The sequence below is a fragment of the Mycobacterium sp. MAC_080597_8934 genome (assembly GCF_000523975.1).
GTDB lineage: Bacteria > Actinomycetota > Actinomycetes > Mycobacteriales > Mycobacteriaceae > Mycobacterium > Mycobacterium avium.
The window spans coordinates 257040-271377 of sequence record NZ_JAOS01000004.1 but is presented as its reverse complement, the minus strand read 5'-3'; the positions used below and the strand labels follow the sequence as shown (position 1 = coordinate 271377).

17 protein-coding genes are annotated in these 14338 nt (G+C 69.2%); 11 read left to right on the top strand and 6 right to left on the bottom strand.

The window, feature by feature from the left end; genetic code table 11:
• Positions 1 to 75 precede the first annotated feature (75 nt).
• Entirely contained in the window at positions 76 to 555 is a 480-nt protein-coding gene (bfr, locus tag NF20_RS03995; RefSeq protein WP_003876561.1) for a bacterioferritin, read from the bottom strand.
• Positions 556 to 905: 350 nt separating this feature from the next.
• On the opposite strand from bfr, the gene NF20_RS03990 reads away from it, so the two are divergent.
• Complete coding sequence (locus NF20_RS03990) at positions 906 to 1091, top strand: (2Fe-2S)-binding protein (protein WP_023861645.1); 186 nt, start codon at positions 906 to 908, stop codon at positions 1089 to 1091.
• 56 nt (positions 1092 to 1147) lie between these two features.
• Here NF20_RS03990 and NF20_RS03985 read toward each other — a convergent pair whose 3' ends face one another.
• The 4 genes from NF20_RS03985 to NF20_RS03970 are packed head-to-tail and all read right to left on the bottom strand — an operon-like array spanning position 1148 to position 4039.
• On the bottom strand, positions 1148 to 1897 hold the full coding sequence (locus NF20_RS03985; RefSeq protein ID WP_023861646.1) for an enoyl-CoA hydratase/isomerase family protein: 750 nt from the start codon (positions 1895 to 1897) through the stop codon (positions 1148 to 1150).
• A 14-nt stretch (positions 1898 to 1911) separates the two neighbouring features.
• On the bottom strand, positions 1912 to 2355 hold the full coding sequence (locus NF20_RS03980) for a TIGR03618 family F420-dependent PPOX class oxidoreductase (RefSeq protein ID WP_023861647.1): 444 nt from the start codon (positions 2353 to 2355) through the stop codon (positions 1912 to 1914).
• A gap of 10 nt (positions 2356 to 2365) precedes the next feature.
• On the bottom strand, positions 2366 to 3067 hold the full coding sequence (locus tag NF20_RS03975; protein ID WP_023861648.1) for an EthD domain-containing protein: 702 nt from the start codon (positions 3065 to 3067) through the stop codon (positions 2366 to 2368).
• Between the two features lie 36 nt (positions 3068 to 3103).
• Positions 3104 to 4039, bottom strand: coding sequence for a hydrogen peroxide-inducible genes activator (locus NF20_RS03970; RefSeq protein WP_011725083.1), 936 nt, complete (start codon positions 4037 to 4039; stop codon positions 3104 to 3106).
• Positions 4040 to 4153: 114 nt separating this feature from the next.
• Here NF20_RS03970 and NF20_RS03965 point away from each other — a divergent pair, with 114 nt between their 5' ends.
• The 3 genes from NF20_RS03965 to NF20_RS03955 are packed head-to-tail and all read left to right on the top strand — an operon-like array spanning position 4154 to position 6662.
• Entirely contained in the window at positions 4154 to 4741 is a 588-nt protein-coding gene (locus NF20_RS03965; RefSeq protein ID WP_009976955.1) for a peroxiredoxin, read from the top strand.
• 39 nt (positions 4742 to 4780) lie between these two features.
• Positions 4781 to 5317, top strand: coding sequence for an alkyl hydroperoxide reductase (locus NF20_RS03960; protein WP_023861649.1), 537 nt, complete (start codon positions 4781 to 4783; stop codon positions 5315 to 5317).
• Positions 5318 to 5327: 10 nt separating this feature from the next.
• Positions 5328 to 6662 (top strand): alpha-amylase family protein, encoded by a 1335-nt coding sequence (locus NF20_RS03955; protein WP_023861650.1) that lies wholly within the window; start codon positions 5328 to 5330, stop codon positions 6660 to 6662.
• On the opposite strand, the gene NF20_RS03950 is transcribed toward NF20_RS03955, so the two are convergent.
• A complete protein-coding gene (locus tag NF20_RS03950; protein WP_011725086.1) occupies positions 6659 to 7096 on the bottom strand; it encodes a DUF1810 domain-containing protein in 438 nt (145 codons plus the stop codon). The two genes, NF20_RS03955 and NF20_RS03950, sit on opposite strands and share 4 nt — an antisense overlap.
• An 18-nt stretch (positions 7097 to 7114) precedes the next feature.
• On the opposite strand from NF20_RS03950, the gene NF20_RS03945 reads away from it, so the two are divergent.
• The 7 genes from NF20_RS03945 (at position 7115) to NF20_RS03915 (ending at position 14336) form a co-directional block, all read left to right on the top strand.
• Positions 7115 to 8377, top strand: a complete 1263-nt coding sequence (locus NF20_RS03945; protein WP_023861652.1) for an alpha-hydroxy acid oxidase — start codon at positions 7115 to 7117, stop codon at positions 8375 to 8377.
• 111 nt (positions 8378 to 8488) lie between these two features.
• Entirely contained in the window at positions 8489 to 10810 is a 2322-nt protein-coding gene (gene lon, locus NF20_RS03940; protein WP_031347964.1) for an endopeptidase La, read from the top strand.
• An 85-nt stretch (positions 10811 to 10895) separates the two neighbouring features.
• A complete protein-coding gene (locus tag NF20_RS03935; protein ID WP_011725088.1) occupies positions 10896 to 11273 on the top strand; it encodes a nitroreductase family deazaflavin-dependent oxidoreductase in 378 nt (125 codons plus the stop codon).
• A gap of 40 nt (positions 11274 to 11313) precedes the next feature.
• Positions 11314 to 11646, top strand: coding sequence for a TfoX/Sxy family protein (locus tag NF20_RS03930; protein ID WP_023861655.1), 333 nt, complete (start codon positions 11314 to 11316; stop codon positions 11644 to 11646).
• A 42-nt stretch (positions 11647 to 11688) separates the two neighbouring features.
• The gene (locus NF20_RS03925) at positions 11689 to 12324 is read left to right on the top strand and encodes an endonuclease (RefSeq protein ID WP_031344191.1); all 636 of its coding nucleotides are present in this window, start codon (positions 11689 to 11691) and stop codon (positions 12322 to 12324) included.
• Positions 12325 to 12331: 7 nt separating this feature from the next.
• The gene (locus NF20_RS03920; protein WP_011725091.1) at positions 12332 to 13057 is read left to right on the top strand and encodes a DUF72 domain-containing protein; all 726 of its coding nucleotides are present in this window, start codon (positions 12332 to 12334) and stop codon (positions 13055 to 13057) included.
• A gap of 46 nt (positions 13058 to 13103) precedes the next feature.
• On the top strand, positions 13104 to 14336 hold the full coding sequence (locus NF20_RS03915) for an NAD(P)/FAD-dependent oxidoreductase (RefSeq protein WP_023861657.1): 1233 nt from the start codon (positions 13104 to 13106) through the stop codon (positions 14334 to 14336).
• Positions 14337 to 14338: the final 2 nt, after the last annotated feature.

Sequence of the window (14338 nt, the reverse complement as noted above, 5' to 3'; positions counted from 1 at the left end):
CGGCTATGAGTACCCAGCTGTCGGCGTGGATTTGTCAGCCCGCTGACCCCGAGGGCGTGCCGTGCCGCTCCGGCATCAGCTCGGTGGCCGCGACACGCACTGCGCCGAGTAGAGCTCCACGCCCAGCTTGTCCATCAACTCCAGCTGCGTCTCCAGGTAGTCGATGTGCTTTTCCTCGTCAGCGACGATCTGCTCGAAAAGCGTGGCGGTGGTGGAGTCCTGCTTCTCCCGGCACAGGATGATGGCCGGCTTGAGCCGGTCCATCACCTCGTATTCGATGGCCAGGTCGGCCTCGAACTGCTCGCGCAGCGTCTGGCCGATGCGCAGCGAGAACAGGCGCTGATAGTTCGGCAACCCGTCGAGCAGCAGGATGCGGTCGGTGATCGCCTCGGCGTGGCGCATCTCGTCGAAGGACTCGGCCCGGGTGTGCTCAGCTAACTCGGTGAACCCCCAGTTGTCCTGCATCTTGGAGTGCAGGAAGTATTGGTTGATCGCGGTGAGTTCGCTGGTCAGCTGCTCGTTGAGCAGACGCAAAACTTCCGGATCCCCTTGCATTTTCACTCCTACGGTGTGAGCGGCTGGCTGTTCGGCCGCGGTCGGTGCGCCGGGCTGGAGCGCACGAACCTGGGCTGTAGCAGCACTTTGCCACGGCCACAGCGAATCTTCCAGCAAGGTTTGGCTGCGCTCAGTGCGTGTTACGGGTGAGCTAGATCGCTTCTTGTTAGGTTAGACTCCACTAACTGACTTAGGTTAGACTCCACTAATATGCGGCGGGATATGCGGCAGCTGTGTCCGGTGGTTTCGCGTGGGCGATCGACGCCCCCGGCGGCCACCGGCCGAGGCGGCGCGGCGTCGCCCGTCCGAGCGTTCGACGAAGGGGATGCCTACGTGCGAGGGGTGCGCTGATGTACGTGTGCCTTTGTGTCGGGGCCACCAACCAGACCGTGTCCGAGGTGGTGGCGCGGGGCGCCACCACCTCCAAGGAGATCGCCGCGGCGTGCGGGGCCGGCGGCGACTGCGGCCGGTGCCGGCGCACGCTGCGGGCGATTCTGGCCGCTTCGGCGGAGCTGGAGACCGCCCCGTCGGTCTGAGGCCGCTCCCCCGCCTCAGCTGGGCCGCTTAGTGCTGTTTGCCTGGTGCCTGCCGCTCAGCGCTTGTTGAAGTCGGCCAGCGCGGCCGCGTTGGCCTGGGCGCCCATCAGCTCCGCGAAGTGCGCGTTCTCCCGCGCGGTGGCCGCCGCGATCTGCGGCCGGACCGGTTCCATCATCGTGTGCTTGACCGCCATCAAACTCGAAATCGGGCGGGAGGCAAGGATTTCCGCGTGATGACGGGCCTGCGGCAGCAGCTCGTCGGGCGCGCAGACCCGCCAGACCAGGCCCATCCGCAGCGCCTCGTCGGCGTCGACCCATTCCGAGGACATCAACAGCCAGGCGGCGTTCTGCCGGCCGACCAGTTGCGGCAGCAGGTAGGACGAGGCCGCCTCGGGGGCCACCCCCAGGCTGGTGAACGGGCACTTCAGCCGGGCCGTCGACGACATGAACGCCAGATCGGCGTAGCCCAGGATGGTGGCACCGATCCCCACGCCGACGCCGTTCACCGCGCAGATCAGCGGCTTGGGAAATGCGCTGAGCGCGTTGATGAGTCCGATGAAGCCATGCTTGCCCGGGGTGAAGTCCGGGTCGGTGATGCGGGCCTGCATCTCGCCCAGGTCGGTGCCGGCGCTGAACCCGCGCCCCGCCCCGGTCAGCAGCACGACCGCCACCTCGGGATCCTCGGCCGCGGCCAGCAACGCCTCGGCGGTGGCGTCGTAGAGGGCTTCGTTGAACGCGTTCAGCGCCTCCGGGCGGTTCAGCGTGAGGGTGCGTACCCGCTTGTCGTCGTCGATCTGCAGCGTCACGCCAGCAGCTTAGGTCAGCCGTTGCTGTAGACGCGGGTCGGGGCGATCAGCACGACGGCCCGCCGCTCCCGGGCCATCACCCGGTCGTACTCGTCCCAGTCGTCGTGACTGCCGCCGGCGGCGGTGAACACTTCGCGCAGCAGCAGTCGCAGCCGGTCGGCGTCGGTCAGCCACGGCTGGGCGTCGTCCGGGCCGACCAATTCGGCGCGGCCCTCGACGGTCGCCCACTGCCAGCCGTTGCGGAAGGTGATGGCCAGCTGCGGCCGGGCCCGCAGGTTGGCCAGTTTGACCTTGCCGTAGGTGGTAAAGCCCAGCACCGGTTGACCGTTCGCCGGGTGCGCCAACCGGCCGACGTTGACCAGCGAGGCCTGCACGGTCTGGTCGGCGCGGACGGTGGATATCACCGCCAGACCGTTTTCCGCGGCGGCCAGGGCGACGGCGTCGTCGAGTGTGGTCATCTCCGGTACCTCATTGCGCGAACGGTGTCTTGACGACGTAGCGGCTGGTCGGCACCGTGTCGATGTTCTCGTTGGCGCCAAAAGCCGTGGTGCTGGCCACCATTCGGCCCAGCCGGTGCTGCAGGTCCTGTTCGTCGGCCGCCCCGAAGAACGCCTGCAGATCGGTGATCGCCTCGGCGGGGAACAATTCCTCGACGATGCCGGCGATCTCCGGTGCGCCCGGGGTGAGGGTGCGCACCACCCAGTTCTGGGTGTAGCCGAACGTCGATTGGGTCTCGATGGCCACCGGGGTGTGGTCGCGCTGCCAGCGGGTCAGCCAGGTCTCCTGGTCCATGCCGGCCGGCCGGCGCAGTAACGCGATGTTGGCCAAACCCGGTGTGCGAGAGGCTGGTTCGGTTTGCGGCGCCGGCAGCGGCACCGACTCGGTCACCAGATAGGCGGCCAGCTGCTCGCACTCGGCGGCGAGCAGGCGCAGCGCGGCCGCCACTTGCTCGCCGTAGCACTGCTGGGTCCACATGCTGACCACCGCGGCCACCGGCGGGTCCAGCGTGGTCAACGTCATCAACGACCGGCGCACCGCATCGTCGCGGACATTGACCGCCAGCCCGGGCAGGCCCAACTCGAGCAGCGCATCGGCGACCACGCCGCGCTGGCGGGCGCACCAGTCCTCCTCCGAATCGGCACGCATAAGCACGGCGATCACTTTTTCCATGAGCCGAAACCTACCCCCGCCGGGCCGCCGACAGGGTTACTTCACCAGCCGTACCTGGTGCTGGCTGCTGATCAGCTCGCCGATCAGCCCGGCCAGCTCGCGGTAGGAGTCGTCGCGCCCGCTCGACGAGCGGAACACCAGACCGATGCGCCGGCCCGGGCGCGGCGCGGCGAACTGGGCCAGGCCCAGCCGGCTGCGCGACGCCTCCACCGGGACCGCGCTCTGTGGGATGAGCGTCACCCCCAGGCCGCCGGTCACGCACTGCACCGCGGTGGCCAGCGAGGCGGCCCGGGTGTTGGCCAGCTCCGCCCGCACACCCGCCTTGTGGCAGACGTCCAGCGCCTGGTCGCGCAGGCAGTGCCCCTCGTCCAGCAGCAGCAGCGGCAGGTCGGCCAGCGCCGTCGCCGGCACCCGGCGCTTGCCCGCCAGCGGGTGGCCCGGCGGAAGCGCGAGCACGAAATCCTCGTCGTAGATCGGGATCGCGGTGACGCCCGCCGTCTCGGCGGGCAGCGCGATCAGCGCCGCGTCGAGCGCGCCCTCGCGCAGCACCGCCAGCAGCCGTTCGGTCTGGTCCTCGGTGACCCGCAGGGTCAGGCCGGGCCGCCGTTCGGCGATTCCGGCCAGCACGGTCGGCAGCACGTAGGGCGCCACCGTGGGGATCAGCCCCAGCCGCATGCCGGCCCGCAACGGGTCCGCCGAACCCGCCGCCGCCGCGGTGAAGGCGTCGGCCGCCTCGACCACGGCCTGGGCGTGCGGCAGCAGCTCGGCGCCCTGGGGTGTCAAGAAGACACGCCGGGTGGAGCGCTCCACCAACTGCGTGCCCAGCCCCGCCTCCAGCGCCGCCAACGCCTGCGACAGCGTCGACTGGCTGACTCCCAAAGCCGTTGCGGCACCGCTGAATTGGCGCTTCTCGGCGACCGCGACGAAGGCGCGCAGACCGGCGATCGTGGGCTGATAAGTCTTATCGGGCATACCTATAAGTGTAGTGGGAAATATCACCTTTACTTCATTGAGGGTACGCGGCAACATGGTGGACGAAAGCTAATCTTGAGTTGATCCAGATAAGTAGATCCAGATAGGAGCGACATGCCTCTGCTGACCATCGGCGACCAGTTCCCCGCCTACGAGCTGACCGCGTTGATCGCGGGCGACCTGTCCAAGGTCGACGCCAAGCAGCCCGGTGACTACTTCACCACCATCACCAGCGAGGACCACGCCGGCAAGTGGCGCGTGGTGTTCTTCTGGCCCAAGGACTTCACCTTCGTCTGCCCCACCGAGATCGCCACCTTCGGCAAGCTCAACGACGAGTTCGAGGACCGCGACGCCCAGGTGCTCGGCGTCTCGATCGACAGCGAGTTCGTCCACTTCAACTGGCGCGCCCAGCACGAGGACCTCAAGAACCTGCCGTTCCCGATGCTCTCGGACATCAAGCGCGAACTGAGCCTGGCCACGGGTGTTCTCAACGCCGACGGCGTGGCCGACCGGGCCACCTTCATCGTCGACCCGAACAACGAGATCCAGTTCGTCTCGGTCACCGCGGGTTCGGTGGGCCGCAACGTCGAGGAAGTACTGCGGGTGCTGGACGCGCTGCAGTCCGACGAGCTGTGCGCGTGCAACTGGCGCAAGGGTGACCCGACGCTGAACGCCACCGAACTGCTCAAGGCCTCTGCTTAATCCGGGCCCGGCTGGGTACAAGCCTGATCAGGAGGCGAGATGAGCGTCGAGAATCTCAAGGAAGCACTGCCGGAGTACGCCAAGGATCTCAAGCTGAACCTGGGCTCGGTCACGCGCACCACCGAGCTCAACGAGGAGCAGCTCTGGGGCACGCTGTTGGCCAGCGCCGCGGCGACCCGAAACACGCAGGTGCTCACCGAGATTGGCGCCGAGGCGGCCGACACCCTGTCCGCCGAGGCGTACCACGCGGCGCTGGGCGCCGCATCGGTGATGGCGATGAACAACGTGTTCTACCGGGGCCGCGGCTTCTTGGACGGCAAGTACGACGACCTGCGTGCGGGATTGCGGATGAACATCATCGGCAATCCCGGCGTGGAGAAGGCGAACTTCGAGCTGTGGTGCTTCGCCGTTTCGGCCATCAACGGATGCCCGGACTGCGTGGCCTCGCACGAGCACACGCTGCGCGAGGCCGGCGTCAGCCGGGAGACCATCCAGGAGGCGCTCAAGGCCGCCGCGATCATTTCCGGTGTGGCCCAAGCGATCGTCACCTCCCAGACGCTGGCGACCGCCGGCTGACCGTGCCGTCGTGGCCAGTGTCGTGACCGGACCCGACTGGGTCCAGCACGTCATCTGGTGGCAGGTCTACCCGCTGGGGTTCGTCGGCGCGTACCCGCTACCGCAGTCCAGCGAGCCGCCGCAACCGGAACAACACCGGTTGCGGCGGCTCGTCGACTGGTTCGACCACGCGATCGAACTCGGCGCCTCCGGCATCGCGCTGGGCCCGATCTTCACCTCGCGCACCCATGGCTACGACACCACCGACCACTACCGCATCGATCCCCGGCTCGGCGACGACGCCGACTTCGACCACCTCATCGCGCAAGCGCACCGGCGCGGCCTGCGGGTGCTGCTCGACGGCGTGTTCAACCACGTCGGTGTGGATTTCCCGCGGTATCGCGCCGCCATCGACTCTGACGATCACGCCGCCGCCCGCTGGTTTCGCGGTAGTCGCGGGCGTTTTCACACCTTCGAGGGCCACGACGGCCTGATCACCCTCAACCACGACAATCCCGAGGTCGTCGACTACACCGTCGACGTCATGGCGCACTGGCTGGGACGCGGCGCCGACGGCTGGCGGCTGGACGCGGCTTACGCTGTGCCGGAAACGTTTTGGGCGGCCACCCTGCCCCGGGTGCGCGACCGCTACCCGCAGGCCTGGTTCGTCGGCGAATTGATCCACGGCGACTACGCCGCGGTGGTGCGGGCCACCGGCTTCGACTCGGCCACCCAATACGAGCTGTGGAAGGCGATCTGGAGCAGCCTCAACGACGGCAACTTCTATGAACTGGACTGGGCGCTGCAGCGGCACAACGCATTTCTGGGCCGGTTCTCGCCGCTGACCTTCATCGGCAACCACGACGTCACCCGGATCGCCAGCCAGCTGAACAACCCCGCGCACCTGGCGCACGCCCTGGTGCTGCTGCTGACGGTCGGCGGGGTGCCCAGCGTGTACGCCGGCGACGAGCTCGGCTTTCGCGGGGTCAAGGAGGAACGGTTCGGCGGCGACGACGCGGTACGGCCCGAGTTCTGCTCTCCCCCAATACCATTGGATGACTTCGGCACCGAGGTGTGGAGGCTGCACCAGTACCTGATCGGGCTGCGCCGCCGCCATCCCTGGCTGCACGCGGCCACCACCACCGCGCTGCTGCTGCAAAACCGGCACTACGTGTACGAGACCCGCAGCGGCGATGAGGCCCTGTTGATCGTGCTCAACATCGGCGATGAGCCGCTGCGGGTTTCGCTCGACGAGCTGGGCGGCCGGCGCGGGCGGGTGATCGGCGGCTCGGCAGCCCCACCGCCGGAGGTGCTCGACACGGTGGTCGTCGAGCCGCAGGGCTGGCGGATCCTGAGCCCGATCTAGGAGTCCGCCAGGCGGGCCAGCGTCACCGGGTCCTGCCGGCCGTCGTAGTACTTCTGCAGGACCGCCAGGAAGTCAGCGTTGTCGTCGGTCGCGTGCGCGAACAGCGTCATCGACGAGCACAGCTTCAGGTCGTCGGGCGAGCCGAAGATCTGCCCGACGGATCGGCCCTGCACCCGCTCGACCAGTCGGGCGCATTCGCGCAGACGCGGCCCGAGCAGCTCGTGGCGCAGGTAGGCGCGGGCCTCCGGCAGCGACGAGATGCCGTACCGGTCCGCCATCGCGCTGCCACCCAGGCCGCGCAGCTGCGGAAAGACGAACCACATCCAATGGCGGCGTTTTCGCCCGGCACGCAACTCGTCGACGACGTCGGCGTAGACCGGCTCCTGGGCGTCCACGAAGCGTTCGAGATCGAACGGGTCGGCGGCCGAGTCCATATGACTACGGTGGCACATGTGGGAGTCCAACGGCGAGTGCCCAGGGTGCGCGACCTCGCGCCACTGATGCAGTTCAAGCGGCCCGAGTTCAACGCGACCAAACGCCGCCTGCGATCCGCCCACACCATCGAGGACCTGCGCCGCATCGCCAAACGCCGCACCCCGAAGGCGGCCTTCGACTACACCGACGGCGCCGCCGAGGACGAGCTGTCCATCCAGCGCGCCCGACAAGCCTTCCGCGACATCGAGTTTCACCCGACGATCCTGCGTGACGTCAGCACCGTGACCGCGGGATGGGATGTGCTGGGCGGGCCCGTGGCGCTGCCGTTCGGGATCGCCCCGACCGGCTTCACCCGGCTGATGCACACCGAGGGCGAGATCGCCGGTGCGCGGGCGGCGGCGCGGGCGGGCATCCCGTTCTCGCTGTCCACCCTGGGCACCTGCGCGATCGAGGACCTGGCGGCCGCAGTTCCCCAGTCGCGCAAGTGGTTTCAGCTGTACATGTGGAAAGACCGGGAACGCTCGATGGCGCTGGTGCGCCGGGCCGCCGACGCAGGTTTCGACACCCTGCTGGCCACCGTCGACGTCCCGGTGTCCGGGGCGCGGCTGCGGGACAACCGCAACGGCATGACGATCCCGCCGACGCTGACGCTGCGCACCGTGCTGGACGCGGTGCCGCACCCGAAATGGTGGTTCGACCTGTTGACCACCGAGCCGCTGGCGTTCGCGTCGCTGGATCGCTGGCCCGGCACCGTCGCCGAGTATCTGAGCACCATGTTCGACCCCAGCCTCACCTTCGACGACCTGGAGTGGATCAAGGCGCGGTGGCCGGGAAAGCTGGTGGTGAAGGGGATTCAGACGCTGGACGACGCCCGCGCCGTCGTCGACCGCGGCGCCGACGGCATCGTGTTGTCGAATCATGGTGGGCGCCAACTGGATCGGGCCCCGGTGCCGTTCCACCTGCTGCCCACCGTGGCGCGCGAGCTGGGCAAGCACACCGAGATCCTGCTGGACACCGGGATCATGTCGGGCGCCGACATCGTCGCGGCGATCGCGCTGGGGGCCCGCTGCACCCTGGTCGGGAGGGCCTATCTGTACGGGCTGATGGCCGGGGGTGAGGCCGGCGTGACCCGGGCGATCGAGATCCTGGCCGAAGGCGTGATCCGGACGATGCGGCTGCTGGGCGTCACCTGTCTCGAGGAGCTGTCGCCGCGGCATGTGACGCCGCTGCGGCGGCTGGCGCCGCTGCCGCCCGTCGAGCCGCCAGTGACGCCGGCGTGACGCTCGCCGGCCGACGGTGCGCGGGCGTGACGCTGGTAGCGAAACCGTCCTCGGGAACAAACCGGCGCCGGGCTGGGTTAAGCGCATCAGACTCAACTTTTGGAGGATTTGATGGCTGAGGCCTACTCGGTGCCGGTGCTGTTCGTCACCGACACCATCGTGTTGCCCGGGATGGTGGTGCCGATCGCGCTGGACGACGCGGCCCGCGCGGCGATCGACGCCGCTCAGGCGAGCGAATCCGGTCAGCTGCTGATCGCCCCCCGGCTCGAGGACCGCTACCCGTCGCACGGCGTGATCGCCAAGATCGTGCAGGTCGGGCGCATCGCCGGGGGCGGCACCGCCGCGGTGGTGCGCGGCGAGCGCCGGGCCCAGATCGGGGCCGGCGCGTCCGGGCCCGGCGCGGCGCTGTGGGTGCAGGCGACCCCGGTCCCCGACGCCGCGATCACCGACGAGATCAAGACGCTGGCCGCGGAGTACAAGAAGCTGCTGCTGGCCATGCTGCAACGCCGCGAGGCCTGGGAGATCATCGACTACGTCAACCGGCTGACCGACCCGTCGGCGCTGGCCGACACCTCCGGCTACGCGTCCTACCTGACCAGCGCGCAGAAGCGCCAGCTGCTGGAAACGGTCGATGTGGCCGAGCGGCTGCGGGTGCTGATCGACTGGACCAGCTCGCATCTGGCCGAGGTCGAGGTCAGCGACAAGATCGCCGAGGACGTGCGCGAGGGCATGGAGAAGACGCAGAAGGAATTCCTGCTGCGCCAGCAGCTGGCCGCGATCCGCAAGGAGCTGGGCGAGGGCGAACCGGACGGGTCCGATGAGTACCGGGCCCGCGTCGAGGCCGCCGACCTGCCCGAGAAGGTCCGCGAGGCCGCGCTGCGCGAGGTCGGCAAGCTGGAACGCGCCAGCGACCAGAGCCCGGAATCCGGCTGGATCCGCACCTGGCTGGACACCGTGCTGGAGCTGCCGTGGAACGTGCGCACCGACGACTCCACCGACCTGAAGGCGGCCCGGGACATCCTGGACGCCGACCACCACGGCCTCGACGACGTCAAGGACCGCATCGTCGAGTACCTGGCCGTGCGCACCCGCCGCGCCCAGCGTGGGCTGCAGGTGGTCGGCGGCCGCGGCTCGGGTGCGGTGATGGTGCTGGCCGGCCCGCCCGGCGTCGGCAAGACGTCGCTGGGCGAGAGCGTGGCGCGGGCGCTGGGCCGCAAGTTCGTGCGCGTCGCCCTGGGCGGGGTGCGCGACGAGGCCGAGATCCGTGGCCACCGGCGCACCTACGTGGGCGCGCTGCCGGGCCGAATCGTGCGTGCGATCGGCGAGGCGGGATCGATGAATCCCGTTGTGCTGCTGGACGAAATCGACAAGGTCGGCTCCGACTACCGGGGCGACCCGAGCGCGGCGCTGCTCGAGGTGCTCGACCCGGCGCAGAACCACACGTTCCGCGACCACTACCTGGATCTGGACCTCGACCTGTCCGACGTGGTGTTCCTGGCCACCGCCAACGTCGTCGAGAACATCCCGTCGGCCCTGCTGGACCGGATGGAGCTGGTGACCATCGACGGCTACACCGAGGACGACAAGGTCGCCATCGCCCGGGACTACCTGCTACCCCGGCAGCGGGAGCGGGCGGCGCTGACCGAGGACGAGGTGACGGTGACCGATGCGGCGCTGCGCAAGATCGCCGCCGACTACACCCGCGAGCCGGGCGTGCGACAGTTCGAACGGCTGCTGGCCAGGGCGCTGCGCAAGGTGACGACCAAGCTGGCAGAGCAGCCTGGGCCGGTCACCATCGACGAGCCCGATCTCGTCGACTACCTGGGCCGGCCCCGGTTCACGCCCGAGTCGGCCGAACGCACCGCGGTGCCCGGGGTGGCGACCGGCCTGGCCGTCACCGGCCTGGGCGGCGATGTGCTCTACATCGAGGCCGGGGCGACCGACGGGGAGCCGGGGTTGCAGCTGACCGGTCAGCTGGGTGACGTGATGAAGGAGTCGGCGCAGATCGCGCTGTCCTACGTGCGCTCCCACGCCGCCGCGCTCGGGGTCGACCCGAAGGCGCTGGACCGGCGCATCCACGTGCACGTGCCCGCCGGGGCGGTGCCTAAGGACGGCCCGTCGGCCGGTGTCACGATGGTGACCGCGCTGGTGTCGATGGCCACCGGGCGCCAGGTGCGCTCCGACGTCGGCATGACCGGCGAGGTCACGCTGAACGGTCGGGTGTTACCGATCGGCGGCGTGAAGCAAAAGCTGCTGGCGGCCCAACGTGCCGGGCTGTCAACGGTTTTCATCCCGGCGCGCAACGAGCCGGATCTCGATGACGTGCCTGCCGAGGTGCTCGAGGCGCTGACGGTCACGCCCATGACCGACGTGGCCGACATCGTCGCGCAGGCGCTGGAACCCGTCACCGCGCCGGCCGCCGCCGCGGCATGACCGCGCCTCCAGCGTCACGCCGGCGTGGCTCTCGGCGCCGAACGCCACGCTGGCGTGACGCCGGGTGTCGCGGTTGAATGACCGCGTGAGTCTCAAACGGCGAGTGGTACACCGAGTTCAACGCCTGCTGGTCAACCCGGTGGGCCGGCAATTGCCGATGACCATGCTCGAAACCACCGGACGCAAGAGCGGCAAGCCGCGGCGGACCGCGGTGGGCGGACGCGTGGTGGACAACCAGTTCTGGATGGTTTCCGAACACGGCGAACACTCCGACTATGTGCGCAACATCAAGGCCAATCCGGCCGTCCGCGTGCGGGTCGGCGGCCGCTGGCGCACCGGCACCGCGCACTTGTTGCCGGACGACGACCCCGTGCAGCGGCTGGGCAACCTGCCCCGCCTCAACAGCGCGATGGTGCGCCTGATGGGCAGTGACCTGCTGACCATCCGGGTGGACCTGGACTGACCTCGACGCCCGTGTCGGCGGCCGGCATTAAGGTCGGCGCATGCCCTACGACGAGGACCTGGCCAACCGGATCCGCGAGCTGCTCGGCGGTCAACCGGGCATCGAGGAGAAGCGCATGTTCGGCGGGCTGGCGTTTCTGCTCAACGGCAACATGTCGGTGGCGGCCAGCGGCCAGGGCGGGCTGCTGGTGCGGGTGCCGCCCGAGGACACCGACAAACTCGCCGCGCGCGCCCATGTCGGCCCGGTGGTGATGGCCGGGCGGGAGACCCGTGGCTGGTTACGAGTCGACGCCGCCGGGGTGCGGACCAAACGCCAGCTTGCGGGTTGGGTCGCCCGCGGCGTCGGATACGCCGAAAGCCTGCCGCCCAAGTAGCGGCGCCGTTTGCCCGCGCACGCCGGGGGTACGCGAACCGGTATGAGCAACCGCGACCAGCGAGTGCGACGACTGCTCGACGTCGCCGGCCAGACGTACGCCGCGCAGGCGCGCATCAAGCTGAGCGACAAGCCCATGCCGCTGTTTCAGCTTCTGGTGCTGTGCATGCTGGCCAGCAAGCCGATCGACGCGGCCATCGCCGTGGGCGCGGCGGCCGAACTGTTCAAGGCGGGTCTGCGAACCCCCAAGGCCGTGCTGGACGCGGATCGGCAGACCATGATCGATGCGTTCGGGCGCGCCCACTACGTGCGTTACGACGAGAGCTCGGCCACCCGGCTCACCGACATGGCCGAGCGCGTGCGCGACGACTACTCCGGTGATCTGCGCGAACTGGCCGCTCGCAGCGAGCACGACACGGCGTCGGCGAAACGGATGCTGAAGAAATTCAAGGGCATCGGCGACACCGGCGCCGACATCTTTCTGCGCGAAGTCCAAGACGTGTGGACCTGGGTGCAGCCCTACTTCGATGACCGGGCCACCGGAGCCGCCAAGAAACTGGGGCTGCCCGCCGAGCCGGGACAGCTGGGAAGCCTTGCGCCGCAAGCCAATGCGCGGCTGGCCGCCGCCCTGGTGCGGGCGTCGCTGGACGACGACGTGCGCCGGCAGGTCAGCGGCTGACCGCCCCGTGACCGTGCGCATCGGTACCTCCGGGTGGTCGTATGACCACTGGGCGGATGTGCTGTACCCGCCGGGAACGCCGTCGGCGCGCCGGCTGGCCCGCTACATCGAGGTGTTCGACACCGTCGAGTTGAACGCCAGTTTCTACCGCTGGCCCAAGGATTCGACGTTCGCGGGGTGGCGCGAGCAGTTGCCGGACGGCTTCACCATGTCGGTCAAGGCGCACCGCGGACTCACCCACTACCGCCGGCTGGCCTCCCCCGAACCGTGGATCGAACGGTTCGAGCGGTGCTGGGAGTTGCTGGGCGATCGGCGCGGCGTGCTGCTGGTGCAGTTGCATCCCGAGCAGCAGCGCGACGACGCCCGCCTGGATTCCTTCTTGGAGCGCATGCCCGCGTCCATCCGCGTCGCCGTCGAACTGCGCCACCCGTCGTGGAACGACCCCGCGGTGTATGCGCTGCTGGAGCGCCGCCGTGCGGCGTACGTGGTGACGAGCGGCCTTGGACTGGCGTGCATCCCGCGTGCGACGACCGACCTGGTCTACATCCGGATGCACGGACCGGACCCGGCCGCCAACTATGCCGGCTCGTACTCCGACGACGACTTGCGGTGCTGGGCCGAGCGGATCACCGCCTGGGACGGTGACGGAAAGGACGTGTGGATGTATTTCAACAACGACCTGGGCGGCCACGCGGTACGCAACGCGCTCGCGCTGCGCGAGCTGGTGGGTTGAGCGCCCGCGAGTAGGCTGAAACTTCGACAGAACGGAGCAACCCATCATGGCCAGCGCGACCGGCTTCGTCATCATCGGCGGCGGACTTGCGGCGGCAAAAGCCGTGGAAGCATTGCGGGACAACAACTTCGACGGGCGCATCATCGTGTTCGCCGACGAGGAGCACCTGCCCTACGAACGGCCGCCGCTGTCCAAGGAGTTTCTGGCCGGCAAGAAGTCACTGACCGACTTCACCGTGCAGAACTCGGACTGGTACCGGGACAACGACGTCGACCTGCGGCTCAACACCCGGGTGTGCGCGCTGGACGCCGCCGGCCACACCGTCGGGCTCCCCGACGGCACCACCGTGGCCTACGACAAGCTGCTGCTGGCCACCGGATCGGCCGCGCGGCGCCCGCCGATACCGGGATCGGATTGCGCCGGCGTGCATTACCTGCGCACGTATGAAGACGCGGTGGCGTTGAATTCCTTTCTGGGCGAAGGGAAGTCGCTGGCCGTGGTGGGTGCGGGGTGGATCGGGCTGGAAGTGGCCGCGGCCGCGCGCCAGCGCGGTGTCGAGGTCACGGTGGTGGAGGCGGCCCGACAACCCCTGACCGCGGCGCTGGGGGAAACCGTCGGCGAGGTGTTCGCCACGCTGCATCGCGAGCACGGCGTGGATCTGCGGCTCGAGACGCAGGTGCGAGAGATCACCCGGGCCGACGGCTCGGCGACCGGCCTGCGCACCACGGACGGGTCGGCGATCCCCGCGGACGCGGTGCTGGTGGCCGTCGGCGCCCGACCCAACATCGAACTCGCCGAGGCGGCCGGGCTGTCCCTGGCCGATGGTGGTGTGCTGGTCGACGCGTCGTTGCGCACCAGCGATCCCGACATCTACGCCGTCGGCGACATCGCCGCCGCCGAACATCCGCTGCTGCGCACCCGGATCCGCACCGAGCACTGGGCCAACGCGCTCAAACAGCCCGCGATCGCCGTGGCCGGGATGCTGGGCAGGCCGGGCGAATACGACGAACTGCCCTACTTCTTCACCGATCAGTACGACCTGGGCATGGAGTACGTCGGGCATGCGCCCCGGTTCGAGCGGGTGGTGTTCCGCGGCGACGTCGCAGCCCGCGAATTCGTCGCGTTCTGGCTCGACGCCGACGACCGGGTGCTGGCCGGGATGAACGTCAACATCTGGGATGTGCTCGACGACGTCAAGGCCCTGATCCGGTCCCGGGCGCCCATCGACGCCGACCGGCTCGGTGATCCCGGCGCACCGCTGGGCGAGCTGCTCGGTTGACG